This is a genomic window from Zhongshania marina (assembly GCF_002915595.1).
Lineage (GTDB): Bacteria > Pseudomonadota > Gammaproteobacteria > Pseudomonadales > Spongiibacteraceae > Spongiibacter > Spongiibacter marinus_B.
This window is the reverse complement of sequence record NZ_PQGG01000031.1, coordinates 246,673-271,775: the sequence shown is the minus strand read 5'-3', so window position 1 is coordinate 271,775 and position 25,103 is coordinate 246,673. Positions and strand designations below refer to the sequence as shown.

26 protein-coding genes are annotated in these 25,103 nt (G+C 51.1%); 6 read left to right on the top strand and 20 right to left on the bottom strand.

What is annotated here, in order from left to right:
• Window positions 1-12 precede the first annotated feature (12 nt).
• The 9 genes from urtA to C0068_RS14310 form a co-directional block, all read right to left on the bottom strand.
• Complete coding sequence (urtA, locus tag C0068_RS14350) at window positions 13-1,329, bottom strand: urea ABC transporter substrate-binding protein (RefSeq protein WP_199176184.1); 1,317 nt, start codon at window positions 1,327-1,329, stop codon at window positions 13-15.
• 251 nt (window positions 1,330-1,580) lie between these two features.
• Entirely contained in the window at window positions 1,581-2,201 is a 621-nt protein-coding gene (locus C0068_RS14345; protein WP_103685164.1) for a HoxN/HupN/NixA family nickel/cobalt transporter, read from the bottom strand.
• A gap of 26 nt (window positions 2,202-2,227) precedes the next feature.
• Window positions 2,228-2,839, bottom strand: a complete 612-nt coding sequence (gene ureG / locus C0068_RS14340; protein ID WP_103685163.1) for an urease accessory protein UreG — start codon at window positions 2,837-2,839, stop codon at window positions 2,228-2,230.
• Between the two features lie 49 nt (window positions 2,840-2,888).
• A complete protein-coding gene (locus C0068_RS14335; RefSeq protein ID WP_103685162.1) occupies window positions 2,889-3,557 on the bottom strand; it encodes an urease accessory protein UreF in 669 nt (222 codons plus the stop codon).
• A complete protein-coding gene (ureE, locus tag C0068_RS14330; protein ID WP_103685161.1) occupies window positions 3,550-4,023 on the bottom strand; it encodes an urease accessory protein UreE in 474 nt (157 codons plus the stop codon). The genes C0068_RS14335 and ureE overlap by 8 nt, the downstream gene beginning before the upstream one ends.
• 26 nt (window positions 4,024-4,049) lie before the next feature.
• A complete protein-coding gene (ureC, locus tag C0068_RS14325; protein ID WP_103685160.1) occupies window positions 4,050-5,753 on the bottom strand; it encodes an urease subunit alpha in 1,704 nt (567 codons plus the stop codon).
• A complete protein-coding gene (locus tag C0068_RS14320) occupies window positions 5,750-6,082 on the bottom strand; it encodes an urease subunit beta (protein ID WP_103685159.1) in 333 nt (110 codons plus the stop codon). The genes ureC and C0068_RS14320 overlap by 4 nt, the downstream gene beginning before the upstream one ends.
• Before the next feature lie 38 nt (window positions 6,083-6,120).
• A complete protein-coding gene (gene ureA / locus C0068_RS14315; protein ID WP_103685158.1) occupies window positions 6,121-6,423 on the bottom strand; it encodes an urease subunit gamma in 303 nt (100 codons plus the stop codon).
• Window positions 6,424-6,471: 48 nt separating this feature from the next.
• Window positions 6,472-7,341 carry an urease accessory protein UreD gene (locus tag C0068_RS14310; RefSeq protein ID WP_233208827.1) on the bottom strand — a complete coding sequence of 290 codons (870 nt, stop codon included), beginning with the start codon at window positions 7,339-7,341 and terminating at the stop codon, window positions 6,472-6,474.
• A 389-nt stretch (window positions 7,342-7,730) separates the two neighbouring features.
• On the opposite strand from C0068_RS14310, the gene C0068_RS14305 reads away from it, so the two are divergent.
• From C0068_RS14305 to rep, 3 genes are all read left to right on the top strand, one after another.
• A complete protein-coding gene (locus C0068_RS14305) occupies window positions 7,731-7,994 on the top strand; it encodes an accessory factor UbiK family protein (RefSeq protein WP_103685157.1) in 264 nt (87 codons plus the stop codon).
• A 42-nt stretch (window positions 7,995-8,036) separates the two neighbouring features.
• On the top strand, window positions 8,037-9,518 hold the full coding sequence (locus C0068_RS14300) for a YifB family Mg chelatase-like AAA ATPase (RefSeq protein WP_103685156.1): 1,482 nt from the start codon (window positions 8,037-8,039) through the stop codon (window positions 9,516-9,518).
• A 94-nt stretch (window positions 9,519-9,612) separates the two neighbouring features.
• Window positions 9,613-11,619, top strand: a complete 2,007-nt coding sequence (rep, locus tag C0068_RS14295; RefSeq protein ID WP_103685155.1) for a DNA helicase Rep — start codon at window positions 9,613-9,615, stop codon at window positions 11,617-11,619.
• Window positions 11,620-11,631: 12 nt separating this feature from the next.
• On the opposite strand, the gene C0068_RS14290 is transcribed toward rep, so the two are convergent.
• The 8 genes from C0068_RS14290 to C0068_RS14255 form a co-directional block, all read right to left on the bottom strand.
• Window positions 11,632-12,567, bottom strand: coding sequence for a trypsin-like peptidase domain-containing protein (locus tag C0068_RS14290; RefSeq protein ID WP_146047905.1), 936 nt, complete (start codon window positions 12,565-12,567; stop codon window positions 11,632-11,634).
• 181 nt (window positions 12,568-12,748) lie between these two features.
• Window positions 12,749-13,183, bottom strand: coding sequence for a c-type cytochrome (locus C0068_RS14285; protein WP_233208826.1), 435 nt, complete (start codon window positions 13,181-13,183; stop codon window positions 12,749-12,751).
• A gap of 186 nt (window positions 13,184-13,369) precedes the next feature.
• On the bottom strand, window positions 13,370-14,008 hold the full coding sequence (locus C0068_RS14280; protein WP_103685153.1) for an NAD(P)-dependent oxidoreductase: 639 nt from the start codon (window positions 14,006-14,008) through the stop codon (window positions 13,370-13,372).
• A gap of 137 nt (window positions 14,009-14,145) precedes the next feature.
• Window positions 14,146-14,526: a VOC family protein gene (locus C0068_RS14275; RefSeq protein WP_103685152.1), complete on the bottom strand. Its 381-nt coding sequence runs from the start codon at window positions 14,524-14,526 to the stop codon at window positions 14,146-14,148.
• A 134-nt stretch (window positions 14,527-14,660) separates the two neighbouring features.
• A complete protein-coding gene (gene parE, locus C0068_RS14270) occupies window positions 14,661-16,550 on the bottom strand; it encodes a DNA topoisomerase IV subunit B (RefSeq protein WP_103685151.1) in 1,890 nt (629 codons plus the stop codon).
• 99 nt (window positions 16,551-16,649) lie between these two features.
• Window positions 16,650-17,243 carry a YqiA/YcfP family alpha/beta fold hydrolase gene (locus C0068_RS14265; protein WP_103685150.1) on the bottom strand — a complete coding sequence of 198 codons (594 nt, stop codon included), beginning with the start codon at window positions 17,241-17,243 and terminating at the stop codon, window positions 16,650-16,652.
• On the bottom strand, window positions 17,240-18,046 hold the full coding sequence (locus tag C0068_RS14260) for a metallophosphoesterase (RefSeq protein ID WP_103685149.1): 807 nt from the start codon (window positions 18,044-18,046) through the stop codon (window positions 17,240-17,242). Before C0068_RS14260 ends, C0068_RS14265 begins: the two co-directional genes overlap by 4 nt.
• A gap of 76 nt (window positions 18,047-18,122) precedes the next feature.
• Complete coding sequence (locus C0068_RS14255) at window positions 18,123-18,566, bottom strand: DUF1249 domain-containing protein (protein WP_233208825.1); 444 nt, start codon at window positions 18,564-18,566, stop codon at window positions 18,123-18,125.
• Window positions 18,567-18,686: 120 nt separating this feature from the next.
• On the opposite strand from C0068_RS14255, the gene C0068_RS14250 reads away from it, so the two are divergent.
• Window positions 18,687-20,102 carry a TolC family outer membrane protein gene (locus tag C0068_RS14250; RefSeq protein WP_103685147.1) on the top strand — a complete coding sequence of 472 codons (1,416 nt, stop codon included), beginning with the start codon at window positions 18,687-18,689 and terminating at the stop codon, window positions 20,100-20,102.
• 5 nt (window positions 20,103-20,107) lie between these two features.
• Here C0068_RS14250 and waaA read toward each other — a convergent pair whose 3' ends face one another.
• The 3 genes from waaA to C0068_RS14235 form a co-directional block, all read right to left on the bottom strand.
• Window positions 20,108-21,385 (bottom strand): lipid IV(A) 3-deoxy-D-manno-octulosonic acid transferase, encoded by a 1,278-nt coding sequence (gene waaA, locus C0068_RS14245; RefSeq protein WP_103685146.1) that lies wholly within the window; start codon window positions 21,383-21,385, stop codon window positions 20,108-20,110.
• 95 nt (window positions 21,386-21,480) lie between these two features.
• Entirely contained in the window at window positions 21,481-22,134 is a 654-nt protein-coding gene (gene elbB / locus C0068_RS14240; protein WP_103685145.1) for an isoprenoid biosynthesis glyoxalase ElbB, read from the bottom strand.
• A complete protein-coding gene (locus C0068_RS14235) occupies window positions 22,131-23,096 on the bottom strand; it encodes a Ppx/GppA phosphatase family protein (RefSeq protein WP_103685144.1) in 966 nt (321 codons plus the stop codon). Before C0068_RS14235 ends, elbB begins: the two co-directional genes overlap by 4 nt.
• 84 nt (window positions 23,097-23,180) lie before the next feature.
• On the opposite strand from C0068_RS14235, the gene trxA reads away from it, so the two are divergent.
• On the top strand, window positions 23,181-23,507 hold the full coding sequence (gene trxA / locus C0068_RS14230) for a thioredoxin TrxA (RefSeq protein ID WP_103685143.1): 327 nt from the start codon (window positions 23,181-23,183) through the stop codon (window positions 23,505-23,507).
• A gap of 224 nt (window positions 23,508-23,731) precedes the next feature.
• Window positions 23,732-25,000, top strand: coding sequence for a transcription termination factor Rho (gene rho / locus C0068_RS14225; protein WP_103685142.1), 1,269 nt, complete (start codon window positions 23,732-23,734; stop codon window positions 24,998-25,000).
• Window positions 25,001-25,103: the final 103 nt, after the last annotated feature.

Genomic DNA, 25,103 nt, shown 5'->3' with positions numbered 1-25,103 from the left:
CTTTTTATTGGACTAGTAGTTTTGACCTGAACACTTTTTAGTTTCAGTGTTGTAGTTACCACACATAATTTTCGGGTCTTGCCAGTCTGCTGTTAGCTTGGCGCTTTCTGGTAAGAAGTCTGTCCAGGCATCACCAGGAACAGCGGTTTCTGTTTGCCACACAATATCAAACTGGCCATTCTCTTGGATCTCACCAATAAGCACGGGCTTGGTCAGGTGATGGTTAGGTAGCATCGTTGCAACACCACCCGTTAAGTTCGGCACGCTAATACCAATCAAAGCGGAAGAGACTTTATCAACATCGGTGGTTTTCGCTTTTTCTACCGCTTTCACCCACATATTAAAGCCAATGTAAGTTGCTTCCATTGGGTCATTGGTAACGCGCTTTTCATCACCAATGTAGGCAATCCACTTGTCGATAAACTCGTCGTTAACTTCAGCATCAGCGCTCATGAAGTAGTTCCATGCGGCAAGATGTCCGACCAGTGGGCCAGTATCAAAGCCACTTAGCTCTTCTTCACCTACCGAGAAAGCCACAACTGGAATATCTTCAGCAGACATGCCTTGGTTGGCTAACTCTTTGTAGAAGGGGACGTTAGCGTCGCCATTGATGGTCGATACCACAGCGGTTTTCTTACCCTGTGAACCGAATTTTTTAATGTCAGACACGATGGTTTGCCAATCGGAATGGCCGAAGGGCGTGTAGTTAATCATGATGTCTTTTTCAGGAACGCCTTTGCTTTTCAAATAGGCTTCTAGAATTTTGTTGGTAGTACGGGGGTAAACATAATCTGTTCCCGCCAATACCCAGCGTTTTACAGAACCACCCGCTTCACTCATTAGGTAATCAACTGCGGGAATAGCTTGCTGATTCGGCGCGGCGCCGGTATAGAAAACATTTTTAGAAGACTCTTCACCCTCGTACTGAACGGGGTAAAACATTAAACCGTTGAGTTCTTCAATTACCGGTAGAACAGATTTACGAGAAACTGAGGTCCAGCAACCGAAGATGACATCAACCTTGTCTTTGTCTAATAACTCTTTGGCTTTCTCGGCAAACAATGGCCAGTTAGAGGCAGGATCAACGACAACAGCTTCTAGCTTCTTACCTAAAATACCGCCTTTTTTGTTTTGATCTTCAATCAACATCAACACGGTGTCTTTTAATGTGGTTTCACTGATCGCCATAGTGCCCGACAGCGAATGCAGTACACCGACTTTAATTGTGTCTGCGGCTTGTGCGATTGAGGCGCTTAATGACAGCGTCGCAGCCGCCAGCACAATGCTGCCCTGCTTGGCCAAAGCCTTAATAGATTTACGACTTTTCATGCTTAGCTCCATACTCTTTTTTTAATTATCGCTAATCAACATCGCTGCGATTAACGAACCTTGGTAAATCTCCAAGCGGTATTAGCAGAATTGGTGCCAATCAATGTTTTGCATGCCAGAAAGCAGGCGCTAGATGACGATCAGAAGGATATTGAGCCAAGAAGGGGAAATTAATGCCGGTTCTATACTTATAAAAGTGCAGTGCGGCGCACAATTATTGTGCGCCTGCACCAAAATAAATTATCGGCCAATTAATGAGCAGATAATAAAAAAACACCAAGACCAGTGGCGAAGGCTGCTAAAGCGGATTGCAATGACAGTTGCAGCGCCCGATGATAACGACCAGCAGCATACAAACCGCGACGCAACAGGGCGCCAACCCCCGCCATCGCCATAATCAAGCCGGCATTAAATAACAGGACATGCAGCATGCCCAGCGCCGGACTCGCCATACCCGCTGCGGGAATGACGGCCAGTAAAGGCGCTGATCCTGCACTACCGTGGACCAAGCCAACCAGTGTTGCGTTATAGCTGTGTGGTCTACTTCTGTGCACATTGTGCTGGTGCTGGCGCCACAAATGTAAAAAGGTCATCACCCCAATCGCAATTAACATCCACGCGACTGCCGCCTCAGCATAAGCGCTAAAACCTGTTGGAATCGCGGTGCCAGCCACTAACACCATCGTTGCCACGGCGATGACCGCCAAGCCGTGCCCAAACCCCCAGTGCAAGGCAAAGCGAAAACTATGACGCCCGCCATCTTGACCACCAATACCGCTGACAGCGGCAATATGATCGGCGTCGAAGGCGTGTATTACACCGGCAGAAAAACCCAGTACTAAAAAACTTAATAGCGGCAGCATATCTGTCATCAATCTCTACTCCTCAGTGGATCGCCTCAGCGACCCAGCATTCCCTGCTCAACAATAAAGTTCACAATGTCAGCTACGCCACTACCGTCTTTTAAATTGCTAAAAATAAAAGGTTTGTCGCCGCGCATTTTTTTAGCGTCTCTGTCCATGACCCCAAGGTCAGCACCCACCAACGGCGCTAAGTCGGTCTTATTGATAATCAATAAATCTGATCGCGTAATACCAGGGCCGCCTTTACGGGGAATTTTATCCCCCGCCGACACGTCGATAACGTAGATAGTGAGGTCTGATAACTCAGGACTAAAGGTAGCCGCTAAATTGTCGCCACCGCTTTCTATCATAATTAATTCGAGGTCAGGGAATCGGCCACTTAACTCCGCAACCGCAGACAGGTTCATCGAGGCATCTTCCCTAATTGCAGTGTGGGGACAGCCGCCGGTTTCTACACCTAATATGCGATCCTGCGACAGCACCTCATGGCGCAGTAAAAACTCCGCATCTTCGCGGGTATAAATATCATTGGTGATAACCGCAATATCAAAACGCTCACGCAGCTCCGCACATAGGGTTTTAACTAAGGCTGTTTTACCAGAACCAACAGGGCCACCAATACCGAGCCGCAAGGCAGGCTTTTTCATAATTCAAACTCCAATTCTTTTTAAACATTTATTTTTACTCTCGCGCTTATTAAGAGCGGAATAATCTCGAATACTGGGTTTCGTGCTGCATAGATGCCATTGCTAAACCTGGCAAGCCCGTACCAATCTCATCGTCGCTACGTAAATACGCATTCGCCACCGCCTGCTCTACACTAGGCATTAGGCTCATTAGCAAACGCTGGCCGTCGGTCTGCCCAAGCGGAACTAATTTAATTGCCGCCGCCGCTTGGTTCTCTAACCAACTCCATGCAAGCCCGTTTAATGCATCGTCGTCACTTATGTCAAAATGCTGTGCAGCCATTGCAAACGCGGTGACAAAACTTACCTCTTCACCCTGTGGCCACTGCAGCGCGTGTGGAAGTTCGAGTGATACCAATAATCGCAGCAAAGCCTGCCCCATTTGCACGTCTTCTAGTAATAGCTCCCGCGACTCTCTTGCTGCCTGCAGAGTTTGATTCCAGCGTTTAACCGCGCACCAATCGCTCTGCTGCCAAGACTTTAATAGACGCAGCAATACCGGCAAATCTAAACCACCTACGCTGTGATTCAACACCTCGCCAATCCAATCCTCCGCGCTCGCCATATCATTCACCCAGCGCTTTTCAACTGCGTATTCCAAGCCCTGGGAGTAAGCGTAAGCACCCACCGGCAGCGCCGGACTCACCAGCTGCATTAAATGCAGTAAGGGCCTAGCCATGATGATGGTCGTGCTCGGTATGGCTGTGGGAATGGCCGTGATGGCCGCCGCTATTATGATAAGCGCCATTTTCTGGATGAAAACTTTTGTCGGTTACCAACACCGTAAGGCCAAGCCCGCGCAGCATATCGTCTAGAACATGGTCGTGTTGATAGCGCAATTCACCGGCGTCGATTTGCAGTGGCACATGACGATTACCTAAATGATAAGCCGCCTTTGCCAACAATAAAGGATCGTCGCTGCGCACTTCGGATACGGTTTCTTCCGCCGCAATAATGGCTATTTTTTCGCCACTTTTTGCGACTAAAATTTCACCGTCGGCCAAGACTTTGCCGCGTTCGACAAACCACGCAACATCTAAACCGCAAAGGGTTTTTGCGCGGTAGCGGCTGCGTTGGCGCTCCTGATAATTTAATACTAGGCGGATATCACTCCTGCCCTCGCCCAGCTCGTAACATTCCAACATATTGAATCCTTATTCTCTCTGCACCGCTAAAACAAGCAATACAATTGTGCCAAGGGCAATTCGCTAGCGGGTTCGCAAATCAGCAATTGACCATCTGCCCGCACTTCATAGGTATCGGGATCAACTTCCATCACCGGCTGATAATTGTTTAACACCATGTCGGCCTTGGTGACGCTGCGGCAATTTTTTACTGCGACCAGCGGCCGCTCCAACCCGAGGCCCGTTGCGATATCGGCGTTTATCGCCGCCTGACTGACAAAGCTAACCGAGGTCTGCACACAGGCTTTACCAAAGGCGCCAAACATCATGCGGTAATGTACTGGCTGCGGCGTGGGGATTGATGCATTTGGGTCGCCCATTGGCGCCGCGGCAATCGCGCCACCCTTAATAATCATGGACGGCTTAATCCCAAAAAACGCCGGTTTCCAAAGCACTAAGTCCGCCAGCTTACCTACTTCGATTGACCCCACCTCATGGGAAATGCCGTGGGCAATTGCGGGGTTGATAGTGTATTTAGAAATATAACGACGGGCGCGGAAGTTATCGCTACCGCTGCTGTCTTCGGCAAGCGGGCCGCGCTGCACTTTCATTTTGTGGGCGGTCTGCCAGGTTCTGCACACCACTTCACCAACCCGCCCCATCGCCTGTGAGTCTGACGAGATCATCGAAAACGCGCCGAGATCGTGAAGAATATCTTCCGCTGCAATGGTCTCTTTGCGAATCCGCGAATCCGCAAAGGCCACGTCTTCTGGAATATTTGGGTCAAGATGATGACAAACCATCAACATATCTAAATGCTCGTCCACCGTGTTCACGGTGTAGGGCCGTGTTGGATTGGTCGACGACGGCAATACATTGGCAGAGCCACAGGCCTTTATAATGTCCGGCGCGTGACCACCGCCCGCACCTTCGGTGTGGTAGGTGTGAATGGTTCTGCCCTTAAACGCATCGAGGGTGTCTTCCACAAAACCCGACTCATTGAGGGTGTCGGTATGGATTGCCACCTGCACATCGTATTTTTCAGCCACGCTCAAACAGCAATCGATTGAGGCAGGTGTGGTGCCCCAGTCTTCATGAAGTTTTAAACCCATGGCACCGGCTTGTATTTGCTCCTCCAAGGCCCCCGGCAAACTCGCGTTGCCCTTGCCGAGAAAGCCCAAATTCATCGGAAAACTTTCTGCCGCTTGTAGCATTTTGCCGATATGCCAAGCTCCCGGTGTGCAAGTAGTGGCATTGGTGCCGGTTGCGGGGCCGGTGCCGCCACCGATCATGGTCGTCACGCCGCTCATCAGCGCTTCTTCAATTTGCTGGGGGCAAATAAAGTGGATGTGGGCGTCGATAGCCCCCGCCGTTAAGATCTGACCTTCGCCAGCAATCACTTCGGTGCATGGGCCGATAATAATGTCGACGTCTGGCTGGATGTCTGGGTTACCCGCCTTGCCAATGGCCACAATGCGACCGGCTTTAATGGCGACATCGGCTTTCACCACACCCCAGTGATCCAAAATTAGCGCATTGGTGATCACGGTATCTGGAGTAAATTCGCGCCCTAATTGGCTCTGGCCCATACCGTCGCGGATTACTTTACCGCCGCCAAACTTCACTTCTTCACCGTAGGTGGTGAAGTCCTTTTCTACTTCTATCCACAACTCTGTATCGGCCAATCGAACCCGATCACCCACCGTGGGGCCGTACATATCCGCATAGGCGCGGCGGTCAATTGTGCTCATGACTTTGCTCCTGTCGCCAGCGCATCTAGGGCGCCCATCACATCACCACGAAAGCCATACACTTCACGCTTGCCCGCCATCGCCACCAATTCAACTTCGCGACTTTGCCCCGGCTCAAAACGCACTGCTGTGCCCGCCGCAATATTTAAACGAAATCCTCGGCTCGCTTCGCGATCAAATATTAGGGCCAGATTCGTCTCAAAAAAATGATAGTGGGAGCCGACTTGAATTGGTCTGTCGCCACTATTCGCAACGTCGATGGTGCATGTTTCTCGCCCTGCATTCAGAACGATATCACCCTGTGCAATTTGCATTTCACCCGGAATCATAGAGCCTCCATTCTTGCAGCCAATCACTGCTAATCGCCTTAAACAATAGGATTGTGTACCGTCACGAGTTTGGTACCGTCGGGAAAGGTAGCCTCTACCTGCACCTCGTGAATCATCTCGGCGACGCCATCCATCACATCGCCGCGGCCGAGTACTTCGCGGCCCGCACTCATCATCTCAGCCACGGTGCGCCCCTCACGCGCGCCCTCCATGACTTCAGCAGAAATGAGCGCAATCGCCTCTGGATAATTCAGTTTTAAACCCTTGGCCTTGCGACGCTCGGCGAGCAATGCTGCGGTAAAAATTAATAATTTATCTTTGTCTCTCGGACTCAGTTCCATCGCCTTCACTTCCCATCTTTATCTATTTTGTGATCATTTATTGGCACTTTAGGTATTCCAAATTCGCGGCGGGCAGGCAGCTCGCCCGTTTAATAAGGGCCGCAATTGCGACCACAGCCAAATAAACCCTTTGCGACACTGCTCAGGTGAATTACCTAAATATCGTGCTAGAAAAATATCGCGCTTTTGTGACAGCCCCCACTCGGCGGGTAACCAGCCTCGGCTGGCAATCAGTTCAGCCAGTCCCTCTCGCAAACTATCCATCCTGTCTTGGTCGCATTGCAGCGTAGCAAATAGGGTGCCGCTTACCGACATGCCGTTCATGCCCCAAGGGGCATCCAACATCGCGCTGCCACCCAGCCACTCCGTGCGCTCATGTAGTAGCGGAATACCATCGCGACTGATTTCAATTTTCTGCAGACAGCGGCCCTTGCTAAACCCTTCGCCACTGGCGCGACGCCCCAAGACCACAATATCCCAGGCACACAGCGACGCATCGCCTTGTAAATCAAATCGATTGCTTAATTCAGCCTCGGCGCCCTCATACACAATGGTTTCCTGCGGCAGCCATTCCAAGCAGGTGCCTGTCAGCAGTTCTGCGGATATACCCTGTGATTGAGCCGTCTTCGCTAAATCGCTGCGATACACCCTGCCCGCCGATGGCGTGGTTAACAGCGCCTGCGCGCCATGACTTAAGCCCAGGGCCACTCGTAAATCATCCCCCGGCACCATGCCACCCGGCGGATGTAATAAATAGAGGTGACAGCAATCCCCCTCAGGATAAAACGCCCGCTGCACCCGCAACGGCCCTTTATGCCGAGAGCGCACCAAATCTGTGCGTCCAGCCCGTGCTTCAAACATCAACTCAATCGACGCCCGCCACGACTTGCTAGGCACCCCGTCAGGCGCCGGTATCACTGTTATATCCTTACTTGAGAGCTGAGCCGTCAACGGCAAATCCTTATCTTTATGACATATTAAACACGCACTGGACCGAGCATAGGCCCAAATTAGACAGATACAAAAGCAATATCTGGGCCATCGTTGTGCACAGAAAAAGCACACTGCGCCAAATCGGTACTCGAATCAGCGAGTGTCGCACCATTTGAAAGCAGAACGCTAGACGGGAGACGGGAGACGGGAGACGGGAGACGGGAGACGGGAGACGGGAGACGGGAGACGGGAGACGGGAGACGGGAGACGGTTTTAGCGTCCGGCGTCAGACCTCCGACGTCAAGCTAATCCCTTACACCTCCCACGCGAGCTCAATAAACGCTACACTTAGCGCAATAGCGAGGTAACAACACATGGCAAAACCCGATTTTATTTCTCAGCTGGCACAGCAGGCCGGCAAGCTAATCAATAGCGGCCCAGAAATTCAGAGCGATATTGAAGAAAAAGTACAGGTCTTATTACAGGGCGGCTTTAGCCGTTTAAATATGGTTTCTCGGGATGAGTTTGATGCCCAAGTGGCGGTGCTAAACCGTACTCGCAGCAAACTTGAGGCGCTAGAAAAGCAACTTGCTGAACTCACCGCACAAATAGAAAGCCAAAGCGCCGACAAAATCTAAGCTGAAACTTCAGACATTTACGCAGCCTTCAAGGATGAAGACATGCCACTTGCTACTGTTTATAGCCGCGCCAAGCTCGGCGTGAATGCCCCACTGGTCACGGTTGAAGTACATTTATCTGGCGGCTTGCCCGCGTTTAACATCGTTGGTTTACCGGAAGCGACGGTACGTGAAAGTCGCGACCGAGTGCGCTCTGCCCTGATTAACTCCCGCTTTGAATTTCCCGTCAGTCGCATAACCGTCAACTTGGCACCTGCCGATTTACCCAAGGAAGGCGGCCGGTTCGATCTACCCATCGCCATCGGGATTCTATTAGCATCAGGCCAAGTGCCCGCCGCACCGCTAGAACATATAGAGCTCATAGGCGAGCTCGGTTTAAGCGGCGAACTCCGCGCGGTAGACGCAGCCCTGCCCGCCGCCATTCAAGCCAGCGCGGCCGGCCATATATTAATTCTACCCAGCGCCAACACCGGCCTCGCCTCGATTGTTGACGACACTGGCGTGCGCGAAGCGGAGTCCTTGCTCGCGGTCGCCGCCCATCTGCACGGCCAACAAGCCCTGCCCTTTGCAGGTGCCAGTGTTGAACCCATTGATGAAAATAACTACCCAGACCTCAGCGATGTTAAAGGCCAAGCCGGTGCCAAGCGCGCCCTAGAAATAGCCGCAGCTGGGGGCCATAGCCTGCTATTAAGCGGGCCACCCGGTACGGGCAAGACCCTACTCGCAAATCGTTTACCTGGGATTTTGCCACCCCTAACTGAAGCAGAGCGATTAGATATTGCGACCGTGCAATCTGTCGCCGGCCAACCATTACGACTACACCGACCGTTTCGCTCGCCACATCACACCGCTTCAGCAGCAGCCTTAGTCGGAGGCGGCAGCTATCCTCGGCCTGGCGAAATTTCATTAGCCCACAATGGAATTTTATTTTTAGATGAGCTACCCGAATATCCACGCAAAGTATTGGAAGTACTGCGCGAGCCGATGGAATCTGGCGAGGTAATTATCTCCCGCGCCGCCCAGCAATTGACCTTCCCGGCAAAATTTCAATTGGTAGCGGCAATGAACCCATGCCCCTGCGGCTACGACGGCGACGAAAATAAAGACTGCCGCTGCACGCCTGACCAAATTCAACGCTATCGCAGCAAATTATCTGGCCCGCTATTAGATCGCATCGATTTGCGCATCACCGTGCCTAGACTACCGCCCGGTGTATTACAGGAGTCGGCAAAGGCCGAATCCAGCGCCGTCGTCCGCGAGCGAGTATGCGCAGCGCGAGATCGCCAAGAGCGCCGCAGCCCAAACATCAACGCCAGACTCAGCGCCGATGAAGTCGCAACCTTCTGCGGGCTCGATACGGCAAGCAAACAATTCATGCTCCGCGCTGAACAAAAATTAGGACTGAGCGCCCGCGCACACCACCGCCTAGTCAAAATTGCACGAACGATTGCAGACTTAGCGGGCGACAAAGACATCAGCCTTGGGCATTTACAGGAGGCGATGATTTATCGGGGAGAGCTTTAAAACCAATCCACATATCCAAGAACGGTTCTTGTCCGGCGCCACCACTGCTACAATGCCCAGCCTTTTTTAACCGCCAGCAGGACACCACATCCGCGTGAGCAAACTCAACGACAGACAGCGCGAAGCGGTGCTTTATATCGACGGGCCAATTTTGGTTTTGGCTGGCGCCGGCAGTGGTAAGACCAGCGTTATAACCCGCAAGATGGCGTATTTAATTGAGAAGTGCGGCATGCCCGCTCGCCACATTGCGGCGGTGACCTTTACCAATAAAGCCGCCCGCGAAATGAAGGAGCGGGTGTCGCAGCTTGTTAAAGGCAAAGAATCGCGCGGCTTAACGGTGTCGACCTTCCATAACTTGGGTATGAATATATTACGCAGCGAGTACAAGGCACTGCAGTATAAATCTGGCTTTTCGATATTTGACAGCCAAGACGCCCAAACCCTCATCCGCGATTTACTGATGCAGGATCATGGCGCAGAAAGCGATAACGCGGATCGCATTCAGCACCGTATCTCGCAGTGGAAAAACGAATTCATTACCCCAGAACAAGCCATTGCCAGTGCCGAAGGCCCTGCCGATATTCTTTGTTCGCAGGCCTATTTGCGCTACCAAAACGCGTTAAAAGCCTACAACGCCTTAGATTTTGACGATCTGATTATGCTGCCTGCGCTGCTATTTGATCAGCAGCCAGCCATTCTAGAAAAGTGGCAGCAAAAAATTCGCTATATGCTGGTGGACGAATATCAAGACACCAACGGCTCCCAATACCACCTTGTAAAACAATTGGTAGGTGATCGTGGCGGGCTGACGGTGGTGGGCGATGACGACCAGTCGATCTACGCGTGGCGAGGTGCCAAACCCGAAAACTTAAGCCTGCTCGGTAAAGATTACCCGCATTTGAAGGTGGTCAAGTTGGAGCAAAATTACCGCTCCACCGCGCGCATTCTCAAAGCGGCAAACACAGTTATCGCCAACAACCCCCATGAACTCAATAAGGCCCTGTGGTCGGAATTGGGCCACGGCGAGCATATTCGGATTATTCGCTGCCGCAATGACGACGCCGAGTGTGAGCGGGTCGTGACCGAGATTCTCGATCACAAACTGCGCACCCAAGGCCGCTTTGGTAATTACGCGGTGTTGTATCGGGGCAATCACCAGTCACGCCTATTGGAATTAAAGCTGCAGGTTCATCAAATTCCCTACAAACTCAGCGGCGGCACCTCGTTTTTTGCCCGCAATGAAATAAAAGACATCATGGCCTACCTGCGCCTGATCATTAACCCAGGGGACGACAACGCCTTTTTGCGAATTGTAAATGTGCCCCGCCGCAAGATTGGCACCTCGACCTTAGAAAACCTCGGGCGCTATGCCACCGAGCGCGAAATTAGCATGTACGATGCCTGTGACGAGATGGGCTTAAGCCAGCACCTGCCAGAAGCGGCGGTAAAGCGACTGCGGGAATTTACCGGCTGGCTAAATAATTTGCGCCGCAAATGTTATGAAGATGAACCCGTCGCCAGTGTGCGCCAGCTAGTGAGTGACATCGATTATCTCGATTGGTTAATTCAAAACAGCTCGTCGGTCGCTATCGCCGAACGGCGCATGGCCAACGTTCATACCCTGATTAACTCCCTTGAAAAATCGATAAAAGATGATGAAAGCGACAATGCCATTGAGGGTGCGATAAGCCGTTTGGTGCTGAGAGATTTGATGGAGCGCCAGGAAGACGAAAAGGAAAGTGACGACCAAGTTCAGCTCATGACACTTCACGCCGCCAAGGGCTTGGAATTTCCCCATGTGTTTATGATCGGCTTAGAAGAAGGCATTTTACCCCATCAAAACAGTATCGATGACGGCATGATCGAAGAAGAACGCCGCCTTTGCTATGTGGGCATCACCCGCGCCCAGCGCACCCTCACCATGAGTTACTGCGCCAAGCGCAAAAGCTTTGGGGAATTTACCAGCTGTGAACCCAGCCGATTTTTAGCAGAATTGCCGCAAGAGGATTTGGAATGGGAGGGTCGCGGTGACAGCGACCCCGCCCAAAACCAAAAGCGTGGCGGCGAAACCTTAGCCAGCTTAAGAGATATTCTCGGCTAGCCCATTGCCTGATTAAAAATTACCGCTGGAATAAAAATCAGGCCACGCTATTAGCTTGGTACTGGCATTTATAAAACCGCCGTCAATTGCATATTGCAGAGCGCGGTCCAAATTGGTCACGCCGTTACTGACTGGCGCTGCGCCAAGGCCGAGACTCAGGGTCAAAACACTAGTCACCGCTAAGGCTTGGCCATTCGGTCCAAAAATAGGCCCGCCGCTATCGCCGGGGATGCTAGCCTTGTCTGTGACAATTTGGTATGCCCAGCCATTCCCTAAAACAGCCGTAATATCGCCGGATTTCGCCTCTAATAAACGCAAGCCAAAATGATAGGGTGAGCGCCCGTAGGCGTATACCGCATCACCTACCGATGCTAATCCAGTGAATAACGAAACTGGCCCACCAAAGGCAAAACTCGCAGGATGAATATTAGCCACGTCGTCGGAATGAATTTTAACTAGAGCAAAGTCGTTATAAGTGCAGGCATTCGAGCCCGGTGCTTCGCCGGATTCTTGCATCGCGCGCCAGCTAGAGTAGACAATTTCTCCTGGCTGGGTCGCGTTTTCAATCACCACCTGATTAAAGCCAATGGGCAAATTATTGCTTTCGCAGGGGTCAATGTCATCATTGCTATCGAGACTGAAGCAGTGTGCCGCCACCCCGATATAAACCGTCTGGGAATTGGGTGAAAACAAGAAATTACCCGTGCAGCCGCTGCCATTGGCGCTTATTTCAACGCCAGGACGAATTTGGGTGGCCGTAGGTACACCATAGGAAACTGGCGTTTCCGGCGGTGAATTATCTTCACCATCAGTTACCGGCGGCGTAGTGATCTCTCCGCCGTCTGAGCCTCCGTCATTATTAGCCCCCCCATTTGAGGAACCTGAATTAGACGAACCGCCACAGGCTGACAATAAACCTACCAACGCAATCACTAGCCATCGATTCATTACAACACGACCCACTGGACAATTATTAGTTATAGAGTAGCGCAAAATGCAGCTAATGTTCCGCGTTTTTATCTATCACTCTGGAATAGTACCTGACTCTATTACGCTAAAAACGAGTCAATAGATTTACAGCAGGCAAAAAAAAGCCGCGCATTGCGCGGCTTTCAGAGCTATTAGGCAATTACTTGCTGTTTTCTAGTATGTAATCAACAGCAGCCATGACTTCTTCGTCAGAACAGCTCATGCACAAACCTTTAGCAGGCATCATGCCGATGTCAGTGAAACCTTCAATAGCATGTTTATGCAGCGTGTCTACACCTTTCTCGGCACGTTTCGCCCAGTCAGCCGCATCGCCAAGCTTTGGCGCGCCGCCCGCACCCGATGCATGGCAACCCTGACAGCTGCCCTTATAAACCTCTTCGCCAGACTTGGGCGCGCCACCTACAGAGGCTACCGCTGCACCGCAGCTATTATCGCCTTGCAAACACACTTTACCGGCTGGCTGAATGCGGCTTTCAACTTCCGCTATTTGCTTGTCCGTCAACGCCCAAGCAGAGACACATACCATCACCAAACCAAAGGCAGCGGCCAATTTCTTCAATATTGCACTATTCACCGTTAACGTCCTCTTTGCGTACAAGGCACAGCAGCCCCGCATTATAATCTGGCGCGCATTATAACGGCATGGTCGCGATTACTCCAATAGCGCGACCAGCTAATGACCCAAGGGAGTAAATTCACTGCAACCAAAGTAGTAAACTTCGCTGCTCATCAACCAACAAAATAGCCCCTTAAGTTCAGGCTAATACTGAACAATCGGCGCTTTATGCAGCCAAGTGTCATCTTGCAATAAGCCCAACATCGCATGGGCGCAATCGGCGAAACTAATCGCCGAAAAACCATTAAAGTGGTCGAAACCCATGCGATATTGCCCCCGCAACTCCCCTTTTCGCATTTGCAATGGCCGTACCCCTAGCCACTGCACGTCTGGATACTGCATTAATAGCTGATACTGATGCTCTTTATCTTCATGTCGCAGACTCATAAAGAGCGCCGCAAACTTCCGAACAAATCTCGCCCCTAGGCTAATGCGGTCCTCTGGCACAAAGGTGCTGCCACCCCCGCACCAAATGAAACGAATTCTGGGCTCGCCCCGCAAAGCATCCAAAATATGACGACTAATCTCGGTGCATAAATCTGGCAGTGAGTGTTTATCAACACCTATCGCAAACATGACGGCATCGGTTTCTTCACCTATAACACGCCACACGTCGTCGACGTTCAGCGCATCACCCTCCACCACCGAAATTCGGTCCCGCAGGTCCGCTGGTAATTTTGCCGCTGATCTCACCAAAACGGTGACATCATGCCCCGCCAGCACAGCTTGGCGCAGACACTCACTGCCTAGCGATCCGGTGGCGCCAAACAAGGTAATTTTCATCGTGAAGATCCTAATTTTTATTATCGATTTAATATAGAACACTACACACAGCGGCAAAGTTACTACGCCAAATCAAAAAAGGCGAGACAGGAATACTATTTAATATTCATGTCTCGCCTTGGGTCTTCTAACGGCTATCAGCCCATACGGTGCAGAGCACAAATTTTATTGCCCGAGGGATCACGCAAATAAGCGAGATACAGCTTCCCTAAACCACTTTCGCGAACACCCGGTGCGTCTTCACAGCTCGTGCCGCCATTTGCCAAACCTGCTGCATGCCAAGCGTCTGCTTGAGCGGGGTCTTTTGCAGCAAAACCAATTGTGCTCCCATTCCCATGGGTCGCCGGATTACCATCAATTGGCGTGGTAAGGGCAAAAATGCCACTTTCAGTAAAGTAAAAGCAGCGGCCTTTTTCATCAAAAACGCCAGGCTCGTGACCCATCGCGCCTAACACCGCATCATAAAATACTTTTGATGCCTGAATGTCGTTTGCGCCAACCATGATATGACTGTACATTTTTTATTCTCCTTGAGGATTAATAATTTAAAAACGTCTTACGCTAAAAGGAATAAATCTGTTTTTCAAAAAATAAAAAGGCCCTATGAAGAGCCTTGCTATTGCGGATATTTACACGACATTATTCAAAATAATCACAGCAAAACCTCAGCCTCATCGCCGCTGGCCTCTAGCCAAGTTTTACGATCTGGTGCGCGTTTTTTAGACAGTAACATATCCATCAAACTATCCGTTTCGTCGCCGTCGTCAATCGCTAAGCGCACTAAACGGCGGGTATTGGGGTCCATAACGGTTTCGCGCAGTTGCAGCGGGTTCATTTCGCCCAGACCTTTAAAACGCGTAACTGAAATTTTTCCGCGCTTATTTTCTGCTTCTAAGCGATCCATAATGCCCTGCTTTTCGCCATTATCTAAGGCGTAGTACACCTCTTTGCCAATGTCGATGCGATACAGCGGCGGCATGGCAATATAAACATGACCCTGCTCAACCAATGGACGGAAGTGCCGTAAAAATAAGGCACATAACAAGGTCGCGATATGCAGACCGTCGGAGTCCGCATCCGCCAACACACATATTTTGCCGTAGCGCAGCCCACTTAGATCATCTGAATCGGGGTCGATACCCATTGCCACCGAAATATCGTGAACTTCTTGCGAGGCTAAAATTTGCTGGGCGTCTACTTCCCAGGTGTTCAAGATTTTACCGCGCAGGGGCAGTATGGCCTGAAACTGACGGTCGCGCGCCTGCTTGGCGGAACCACCCGCAGAATCACCCTCTACTAAAAATAGCTCGGAACGCTCGGAGTCTGCACCGGAGCAATCTGCCAATTTACCCGGGAGTGCCGGCCCCGCAGATACTTTTTTGCGCACCACTTTTTTCGCTTTACGAAGCCGTGTTTGCGCATTGTTAATACATAACTCAGCGAGCTTTTCTGCATCTTCGGTGTGCTGATTTAGCCATAGGCTAAAGGCATCTTTAGCAACACCTGCAACAAAGGCTGAGGCTTCGCGGGAACTGAGGCGCTCTTTGGTCTGACCAGAAAATTGCGGGTCAGCCAATTTAGACGACAGCACGTAGCTGCATCGCTCCCAAATATCATCCGGCGCTAATTTTACGCCGCGGGGGATCAGGCTGCGGAATTCACAGAATTCGCGCATGGCGTCGAGCAGACCGCTGCGTAAGCCGTTGACGTGGGTACCGCCCTGCGCGGTAGGGATGAGGTTTACATAAGACTCAGCTAATGGCTCGCCGCCCTCCGGCAGCCATTGCACTGCCCAATCGACGGCCTCGCTGCGGCCGCTAAAATGGCCAATAAAGGGTTCGGCGGGCAGAGTTTCATATTCGCGAGTATGGCCCGCGAGGTAATCGCGCAGACCGTCTTCGTAATACCACTCTTCACTTTCTGTGCCGGTTTCATCAACAAAGCTGACCCTCAGACCAGGGCACAAAACCGCCTTGGCTCGCAGCACGTGCTTTAAACGCCGCACCGAGAATTTTGCAGAATCAAAATACTTAGGATTGGGCGTAAAGCGGATATAGGTTCCGGTATTGCGCTTGCCGCAACTGTCGATAACCGCTAGTTCAGTGGCCTTGTCGCCATCGGCAAAAAACATTTGATGCACTTGGCCATCGCGTTTTATGACGATCTCTAGCGAGCTAGACAGGGCGTTCACCACCGACACACCCACACCGTGTAAACCACCCGAGAACTGATAATTGTCGTTAGAAAATTTACCGCCCGCGTGCAAGGTGCAAAGAATCACCTCAACCCCTGGCAAGCCCTGCTCGGGATGGATGTCTACCGGCATACCCCGACCATCATCGGAACAGGCCAGCGAGCCATCAGCAAATAAGGTGACAACAATTTCGCTAGCGTGCCCAGCGAGGGCTTCGTCGACGCTATTGTCGATTACTTCCTGCGCCAAATGGTTGGGACGGGTGGTGTCGGTATACATGCCGGGGCGCTTGCGCACCGGCTCTAAACCGGTAAGAACTTCTATGGATTGCGAGGTATATTGTGACATCTAAAACCATTGTTAGCGGCCGCGCCGCATTGACTAATTTAGCTAAAAATCTAGCCCCGTAGGTGGCCAGAATCCGTATTATTTTTTAGGGACGCGTGGCTATTCCGCCGGTGTCGATAATTGCAGAAATTCAACAATCGCCGCTAAATGGCGGTCAAAATTCTGAAAGCTGTGATCGCCCCCCGCTTCCACCGTCATCTGCACGCCGTTGTAAAATTCGACCGCATCGCGATAGTCCAAGGTTTCGTCCTGCTCTTGAACCATGACCCAGTAACGTCCGGTGTTCGGTTTTACCACCAAAGACTGCAGCACATCAATATCGGCCTGCGCCAAGCTAAAGTCCACACCCGTGTAGGGGTTGTGGTGGGCGCCGATAAAATGCTCGCCAAACGTATGGGGTTGCACCGCAGGGTTTACCAACACCGCAGCTAGCCGGTAGCGCTCAGCTAGAGCGGTGGCAAAAAAGCCCCCCATCGAGCTGCCCACCAAGCCCAAGGGCCCCGTGTTATTTTGCAAGTAATCTTGTACTAATTGATCTAACTCTCGAAACGCCTCCGCCGGCGTATTTGACAAAGACGGCACCATATAATGGATATCTGAATGGTGCTCTGCAACATAATGCCCCAATAGCTGTGCTTTTAAAGATTGGGGAGAAGAGATAAATCCGTGAATATAAATAAGCCCTGCTGTCATTCGTAACCACTTGCCAGATTGTCGACGGCGAATGTTACACCTTTTACCCGCGACACTCTTGTTTGAAATTGGCCATTTGGCGCCAAGTAAAACACCCGATAGCCGGGGTTGCAGTCATCCAAAGCAAAATTGTCGCTGCCTGGGGCAAACTGGATACAGGTCGATGGCGTCGTCAATAACCCCATGTTCTGATACAACATTTCAGATTGCTGGTGAACATGGCCAGATACAAACGCCTTAATATTCGATGAATCTTTGACGATGGCAAATGCCTCATCGGCATTTTTTACCCGCTGCTCGTCCAACCACGCGCAACCCAAGGCGCGTAAATGGTGATGCAAAAACACCAAACTGGGACGCTCAGACTCAGCAATACCAGCGAGCACAGCAAGCTGGTCAGCTGCCAACGACCCGCCCACTTCACCGCAAACCGCAGAATTCATAAAACCCAGACGCCAAGTTCCCACATCCAACGTGGCGGGCATAACTTGATCACCCACTATACTGCACATCAAGTTAGCGTCATCGTGATTCCCGGGTAGCCACACCATTTGCGCGGCAACGCCATCAAGTCGGGCATACAAGCGACGATAAGACTCCGCATCGCCGTGGGCTGCCAAATCGCCAGACACCACCAGCAAATCAATATGCGGGCACTCGTCTGCAATCGTTGTCAACACGGCTTCTAGGCTATTGTCGGTGTCCATGCCCAATAGGCTATCACCCAGCTCAGCGCCGAGATGACAATCGCTAATTTGCACCACCGTTAGTGGCGCTGTATTTGTTTGAGCAGCCAAATTCACCGAACAACCCCATTATTGCTTGCTTGTTTTATACGGGATGCCCCAGGCTTCCGCCAGTAAAATTACGCGAACAATGTCATATTTCGAGAATATTCAGGGGATTTTCTAAGGATCGGCCATGACTAAGACACAGACTCAGCCATTCGCCAAGATAACGATTTTGCTGAGCTTTTTCGTCGCGCTGATACATGGCGGTATTGGGATACTGATAACGCGGCTTAACAGGGCGCAAACCTCGCGCCCCCATCACCTCCGCCAAACTGGCGTCGTGATAAATTCGAACCTGCAATGCCGGCACCGGCAACTCTGCAAACAGAGGTTTTGCTAGGCGCAGCTCTAACATCGTGGTGTAGGGCGCGCGCTCTTTAATATGCAGCTCTACCGCATTCGCGGCCACACCAAAACGCAGGCAATCGCCAGCCTCCACTTCCGACGGCAACAGCTTTTGCAAACGGCGAAAATTCATTTCGCAATCCGCAAGATGACCATTGAGGTCTATTCGGTACTGATGGTTATTCACATCACTCCCAATGAAATGCCCGTACATTCCATAACTTTAGTTAATATTCATATCCAATGGGTATTTGTTTGGTACACTTTGGGGCTTTCCTCCCGCCCTCTTTGGAGACAGGTTACCTCTATGATTGCCAAACGTCATCTACTCAGTATCTCCATTGCTGCACTGTTAAGCAGCCAACTCGTCAATGCTGACACCTTACTAGATGTTTACGAACTTGCTGTTAAAAATGATCCCCAGCTAAAAGCTGCTGAAGCCAGCTACCGCGCCAACATCGAAACTGAGAATTTAAGCCGCGCCGGACTGCTTCCACAAATTACCGCACAAGCCTACTACCAAGACGCAGAGAGCGACTCGCAAAGAGAAGGAATTAGCAGCAGTTCGTCAACAGCACTGCAGAACGTCAACACGAACACCGAATCCGAATTCTATTCTGTATCACTGAGTCAGCCACTTTTTGATCTACCTGCGTGGTTCAGCTTTCAAGCCGGCAAAAAGGTTTCTGAACAAGCCGAAGCGCAACTGGCATACGAACAGCAGCAATTGATCGTACGCACTGCAGAAGCCTACTTCAATGTATTACGCGGCAGTGAAAACCTAGACGCATCTAAAGCAGAGGAGCGTGCAGCCAAGCGCCAACTGGAGCAAACTCAACAGCGGTTTGACGTCGGCTTAATTGCCATTACCGACGTACACGAAGCCCGCGCGGTTTTCGACAGCACCGTCGCCCAGCGCTACGGTTTTGAAGGCACACTAGCAATCGCCAGAGAAAATCTCAGCAATTTGACTGGCCAAGAACACAATAATCTGTGGTCACTAAAAACCGACTTTCCCATCACCATGCCCGAACCTGCCAGCCGTGCAGAGTGGGTAGACTTTGCACTGGCAAATAACAAATTGCTGCAGGTGTCTAACGCTGGTGCTAGCTCGGCCTATGAAACAGCCCAGTCGAAAAAAATGGAGCACTTGCCTAAAATTGTCGGCAGTTTTACCAAAAGCAAAGACGATGTAGACGGCACCTCCCGCTACAGACCAACAAATAGCTTTGCAACGCAGCCAGACTCATACACCGAAAGCGATGCACTGCGCGTAACATTGACCATGCCCCTATTTGCAGGTGGCGCTGTTAGTGCCGGTAGACGTCAAGCCTATGAGCAATACAATGCCGCAAACTACAATGCACAAACCACTCAGCGCCAGGTAATTTCTGGCACCCGCGCCCAGCACATTGCGGTTTACACCGACGTACAAACCGTAAATGCACGTCATCAAAATATTATTTCTACCCGCAGCGCCTTAGACGCAACCGAGGCAGGTTATGAGGTGGGAACAAGAAATATTGTTGACGTATTAGACGCCCAACGCCGCCTCTACGGCGCAATGCGCGACTACACCAATGCCCGTTACGACTACGTTATTGATGTGCTAAAACTGAAATTGAATGCCGGCACACTAAGCCCGGCAGACATTATTGCGCTTAATAAATGGTTACAACTACCTGAGCCGGTGTCGTTAAAAGAAAGCGACGCGAGAAAATAATATAGCTAGCTCTGCTGCAGTGCTTGCTCAATACAGGAGAGCAAGCGCTGCAAAGCCCCCCGATTATTATCAACCACCTGCTTTGCAGCCGCACCCTGCTGCTGGGCCCGCTTAGGGTCTGCCATTAAATTGTGTAGCGCTGACGCCAATTCTTCTGCGTTTGAAAGCTGTAGCAATGCCCCCTCGTCATGCAAAAGAGCGCTAATCTCCGAAAAATTGTAGTCGCTAGGCCCCGTCAAAACCGGCAGCCCCCACGCCGCTGGTTCCAGCGTATTATGGCCGCCGCGTTCCACTAAGCTACCGCCAACAAAGGCAATATCCGCGCAACCTAGCAGCAGCAATAATTCGCCCATTGTATCGCCCAAAATAACCTGGACATCGGCGGCGCTAAGCCCTTGCTGAAATTCGCTGCGGCGTTGAAAGCTAAAGCCCTCTGCCACAATTAATTCCGCTACCTTAGCAAAGCGCTCAGGATGTCTCGGCACCAATAACAGCAAGGCATCTGGCTGCTGTTGACGTAATATTTTATGGGCGGCTAATAGTATCTCGTCTTCACCGGCATGGGTGCTCGCCGCGATCCACACCGGCCGCGCCCCAAACCACTGCTCACGCAATGTACGTGCCTGCTCACGGAGAGCGGGCGGGACGGCAACATCAAATTTAATGCTGCCGGAAATAACTAACTTTTCCTCCGGCACTCCTAGCGCCAAAAACCGCGCGCCATCTTCGGTAGATTGCGCAATCACTTTTGAAAATGTTGAAAACACCGTCTGGGGTAATTTTGCCACTCGCCCATATTCGTGGGCGGAATGCGCTGATAATCGTGCATTCGCCAAAAGCACGGGAATACCTCTGGCGGCGGTTTGGCAAACCATATTTGGCCAAACCTCGGTTTCCATAATGACGGCGACCCGCGGCTGCACACGATCCAAAAACCGGCTCACCGCATCCGGCAAATCATAGGGCGCATAAACATGGAAAACTCGCTTGCCAAACATCGCACGCACACGTTCAGATCCGGTTGGCGTCATGGTGGTAACGAGCACAGGTAATTCTGGGTGATGATCTAAAAAATGCTCAATGATCGGAGCCGCCGCGATACTTTCACCAACAGAAACCGCGTGAATCCACAAACCATGCGTCTGTGCGGGTGCATTGAAGAAGCCAAAGCGTTCGGCAATACGGTGCCGATACGCCGGCGCTCGCCAAGCACGCCAAAGCAAATGCAATAGAACCAGCGGCAAAAGCAGATAAGAAAATACACTATATAAAAATCGGGGCATGTCGCGAATGCGTTCCCATACTCAAGCAAGTGCGGCAAGCATAACGGCCAACACAGATTCAGGCCAGCCGTATGCTCAAAACCCCACAAATGCCCTTAGGCCATATTTAATACTTCTCGCACACAGCGATTAATACCCTTGGCGGCCTCGGCAATACTACCTGCCAACATATAGGCTGGGGTAGTCACCAATTTCATAGCCTCATCTATACACACTTCATCAACCAAACAGGTTTGATGAAGCGCTCCCATATTATTAATAGCTGTAGCGACATCGGCGTCATTACCCACGGTGCATTTTACGCCATCACCAAAAATTCGGGCCGCCATCGTCGGTGCTATACAAATTAAGCCGGTGGGCTTACCCGCCTTGTGCATGGCTTGAACAAATTGCAGCACGTCTTTTTGCACACTCATCTGCGCACCGTTTACTGCGAAGTCAGACAAATTCTTAGCTGCGCCAAAACCACCGGGCACAATCACCGCGTCAAAATCCGCTGCCTGCGCTTGGGCCAAATCCTTCACCTCACCACGGGCTAAGCGCGCCGATTCAACCAACACATTGCGGCTTTCACCCTCTGCCACTTCGCCGGCCAAATGGTTAATAACATGGAGTTGCTCAATATTGGGGGCAAAACACTGGTAGCTCGCGCCATGATTTTCTAATGACAACATGGTCAGTACCGATTCATATATTTCGGAACCGTCATAAACACCACAACCGGATAATATCAGTGCGACTTTTTTCATTGTTGCTGTCCTCCTTGCTGGAATGCCAGCTCGCCATGCGCGAGCCGATTTTCGATAATACCTTCACGTAGTCCGCGCGGCGAAAGCTGCATAGTATCAATATTCAATACGTCAAACAGCGCCAAAGCGATCGCGACGCCCGATGCGAAAATTGACCGCCTATCTTCTGCCAAGCCCTGATAGCGCACTTCACCCACGGAGCTAAATAAGGCGAGATTCTCAGCCAAGCTCCGCAGCTCATTCAATTTAATTCCGCCATCTGTCCGCCCAGATTTTGCCAACAGCACTTGCTCTACTGCCAACAAAGTACCCGAGCACCCAATAACAGACGGGGGTGATTCCCAAAAAGACTGGGGAAATCCATCCAGCGCCTGCGTAAACATCGCCTTTGCCGCCCCTACCGCTGCCTTAAAATATTCTTGGCGCAACTCACCCTCTGGAAAGTAACGTAAATAGCGTAGGCACCCGACCTCGGTACTCACACCCACCTTCATATGAGCATCGCAACCCCAGGCAAGTTCAGTGCTACCGCCGCCAATATCAACCACCAAGCAAGATCGCCCAGCATTCTCGTCCGGCAATCCGGCACAAACGCCGAGATATACCAACTCCGCTTCACACTCACCGCTGATAATCTCAGGCCGCACACCGAGTAAATCTTCCACCGCAGATAAAAAAGGAGCGGCATTCTTAACACCCCGCAGCGACGCCGTGGCCACGACGTGTAGTTCAGTAATGTGGTACTTCGCTAACTCCTTCTTAAAATCCGCCAAACACGCTAGGGCACGCTGCTGCGCATCGCTCTGCAAAACGCCAGCTTCGCTACCTGCCGCCAACTGCACCTTGCGCTCATCGGTATAAATGGCCCGCCAAGCCTGGGAGTGCACCTGGGCAATAAGCAAATGAAAGCTGTTAGACCCCATATCGATAGCCGCTAAATATGCACCAACGGTTAAATTCACACTGTTACCTCTTTTCACATCGTCATAATTCCTGTGCTATCATCGCACATCCTTAATTTTGTGATGTTTATTCGGAGAACTAACATGAGCGACAACATCGTTCACGTCACCGACAGCAGCTTTGAAGAAGACGTGCTGAAGTCTGACTTGCCTGTGCTGGTTGATTTCTGGGCTGAGTGGTGTGGCCCATGTAAAATGATTGCCCCTATTCTTGACGAAATTTCTAGCGAATTTGCCGGCAAAGTGAAGATCTGCAAAATCGACGTTGATGCCAACAGCGACACGCCTGCAAAATTTAGCGTTCGCGGCATTCCAACGCTGATGATTTTCAAAGGCGGTAATGCAGAGGCCACTAAAGTTGGCGCATTGTCTAAAACTCAGCTGCTAGATTTCGTAAATTCAGCACTGTAAGCCTTAGTAGCCCGTTCAGAATTTTACTGCACGGGCTCGCTCGAAAAGCTAGACGCCCTAGCCTTTCGATGATAGAGTGCGCAAGATCCTTCAAAGAACACCCAATAATTAACCTTATATTCGCTTCAGCTTAACTCGTCGAGTTCGTTCCGGCTTCCCTATTTCTGCCGATCCCACGTCTCGCTTATATCCTGTCTAATTGATACCACTAAACCCATATACCTATGAATCTTACCGATCTAAAAACAAAATCAGCTCAAGAATTACTCGACATTGCCAAAGAAGGCGGCCTAGACAACATCGCCCGCTCTCGTAAACAAGACATAATCTTCTCCATACTTAAGCGCCACGCCAAAAGCGGTGAAGACATTCACGGCGACGGCGTATTAGAAATACTGCAAGACGGCTTTGGCTTCTTGCGCTCGGCTGATTGTTCATACCTCGCCGGCCCCGACGACATCTACGTATCTCCAAGCCAGATCAGACGCTTTAACCTGCGCACTGGTGACAGCATTGCCGGTAAGATTCGACCGCCCAAAGAGGGCGAACGCTATTTTGCCCTGCTAAAAGTCGATGAAGTTAACTTTACCCGCCCCGAACAATCCAAGAACAAAGTTCTGTTCGAAAACCTTACCCCCCTGTTTCCTAATGAGCGCCTGACGCTTGAAATGGGAACCGGCTCCACCGAAGATTTAACCGGTCGTATCATCGACTTGGCGGCGCCAATCGGTAAAGGCCAGCGCGGCTTGATCGTCGCACCGCCGAAAGCGGGTAAAACCTTAATGTTGCAGAATATTGCCTCGAGCATCATTCGCAACAACCCAGAATGTTACGTCATCGTATTATTGATCGACGAGCGCCCAGAAGAAGTAACCGAAATGCAGCGCTCGGTAGGTGTACGCGGCGCAGAAGTTGTGGCCTCGACCTTCGACGAGCCACCGGCGCGTCACGTCCAAGTGGCAGAAATGGTTATCGAAAAAGCCAAACGCCTAGTTGAGCATAAGCGCGACGTCGTTATCCTACTCGACTCTATTACCCGTCTAGCCCGCGCTTACAACACCATCATCCCTAGCTCCGGCAAAGTATTAACTGGTGGTGTAGACGCCCACGCCCTAGAGCGACCAAAGCGCTTCTTTGGCGCGGCGCGTAATATAGAAGAAGGCGGCAGCTTATCCATTATCGCAACGGCATTGATTGATACCGGCTCGAAAATGGACGAAGTTATCTACGAAGAATTCAAAGGTACTGGCAACAACGAACTACACCTCGACCGCAAAATTGCCGAGAAACGTGTTTACCCCGCCATCAATATTCGTCGCTCCGGCACCCGCCGCGAAGAGCTGCTGACCGGTGAAGAAGAACTGGCCAGAATGTGGATACTGCGTAAATTACTTCACGGCATGGAAGACACCGCAGCTATCGAATTCTTAATCGACAAACTCAAAGACACCAAAACCAATGCGGACTTCTTTGACTCAATGAAAAGGAAGTGAGTCTGACGTCGGAGGCCTGACGTCAGACATAAAAGCCCTGAAGCTAAACCGCAATTTAAGTTTGATAGTATGAATCTGAGGCCGCACCTTGTAGCCTCAGACT

What these genes read in the sequence shown, in the direction of transcription:
- urtA (WP_199176184.1), bottom strand. Translation starts at nt 1,329, where the DNA reads ATGAAAAGTCGTAAATCTATTAAGGCTTTGGCCAAGCAGGGCAGCATT.
- C0068_RS14345 (WP_103685164.1), bottom strand. Translation starts at nt 2,201, where the DNA reads ATGACAGATATGCTGCCGCTATTAAGTTTTTTAGTACTGGGTTTTTCT.
- ureG (WP_103685163.1), bottom strand. Translation starts at nt 2,839, where the DNA reads ATGAAAAAGCCTGCCTTGCGGCTCGGTATTGGTGGCCCTGTTGGTTCT.
- C0068_RS14335 (WP_103685162.1), bottom strand. Translation starts at nt 3,557, where the DNA reads ATGGCTAGGCCCTTACTGCATTTAATGCAGCTGGTGAGTCCGGCGCTG.
- ureE (WP_103685161.1), bottom strand. Translation starts at nt 4,023, where the DNA reads ATGTTGGAATGTTACGAGCTGGGCGAGGGCAGGAGTGATATCCGCCTA.
- ureC (WP_103685160.1), bottom strand. Translation starts at nt 5,753, where the DNA reads ATGAGCACAATTGACCGCCGCGCCTATGCGGATATGTACGGCCCCACG.
- C0068_RS14320 (WP_103685159.1), bottom strand. Translation starts at nt 6,082, where the DNA reads ATGATTCCGGGTGAAATGCAAATTGCACAGGGTGATATCGTTCTGAAT.
- ureA (WP_103685158.1), bottom strand. Translation starts at nt 6,423, where the DNA reads ATGGAACTGAGTCCGAGAGACAAAGATAAATTATTAATTTTTACCGCA.
- C0068_RS14305 (WP_103685157.1), top strand. Translation starts at nt 7,731, where the DNA reads ATGGCAAAACCCGATTTTATTTCTCAGCTGGCACAGCAGGCCGGCAAG.
- C0068_RS14300 (WP_103685156.1), top strand. Translation starts at nt 8,037, where the DNA reads ATGCCACTTGCTACTGTTTATAGCCGCGCCAAGCTCGGCGTGAATGCC.
- C0068_RS14290 (WP_146047905.1), bottom strand. Translation starts at nt 12,567, where the DNA reads ATGAATCGATGGCTAGTGATTGCGTTGGTAGGTTTATTGTCAGCCTGT.
- C0068_RS14280 (WP_103685153.1), bottom strand. Translation starts at nt 14,008, where the DNA reads ATGAAAATTACCTTGTTTGGCGCCACCGGATCGCTAGGCAGTGAGTGT.
- C0068_RS14275 (WP_103685152.1), bottom strand. Translation starts at nt 14,526, where the DNA reads ATGTACAGTCATATCATGGTTGGCGCAAACGACATTCAGGCATCAAAA.
- parE (WP_103685151.1), bottom strand. Translation starts at nt 16,550, where the DNA reads ATGTCACAATATACCTCGCAATCCATAGAAGTTCTTACCGGTTTAGAG.
- C0068_RS14265 (WP_103685150.1), bottom strand. Translation starts at nt 17,243, where the DNA reads ATGACAGCAGGGCTTATTTATATTCACGGATTTATCTCTTCTCCCCAA.
- C0068_RS14250 (WP_103685147.1), top strand. Translation starts at nt 18,687, where the DNA reads ATGATTGCCAAACGTCATCTACTCAGTATCTCCATTGCTGCACTGTTA.
- waaA (WP_103685146.1), bottom strand. Translation starts at nt 21,385, where the DNA reads ATGCCCCGATTTTTATATAGTGTATTTTCTTATCTGCTTTTGCCGCTG.
- elbB (WP_103685145.1), bottom strand. Translation starts at nt 22,134, where the DNA reads ATGAAAAAAGTCGCACTGATATTATCCGGTTGTGGTGTTTATGACGGT.
- trxA (WP_103685143.1), top strand. Translation starts at nt 23,181, where the DNA reads ATGAGCGACAACATCGTTCACGTCACCGACAGCAGCTTTGAAGAAGAC.
- rho (WP_103685142.1), top strand. Translation starts at nt 23,732, where the DNA reads ATGAATCTTACCGATCTAAAAACAAAATCAGCTCAAGAATTACTCGAC.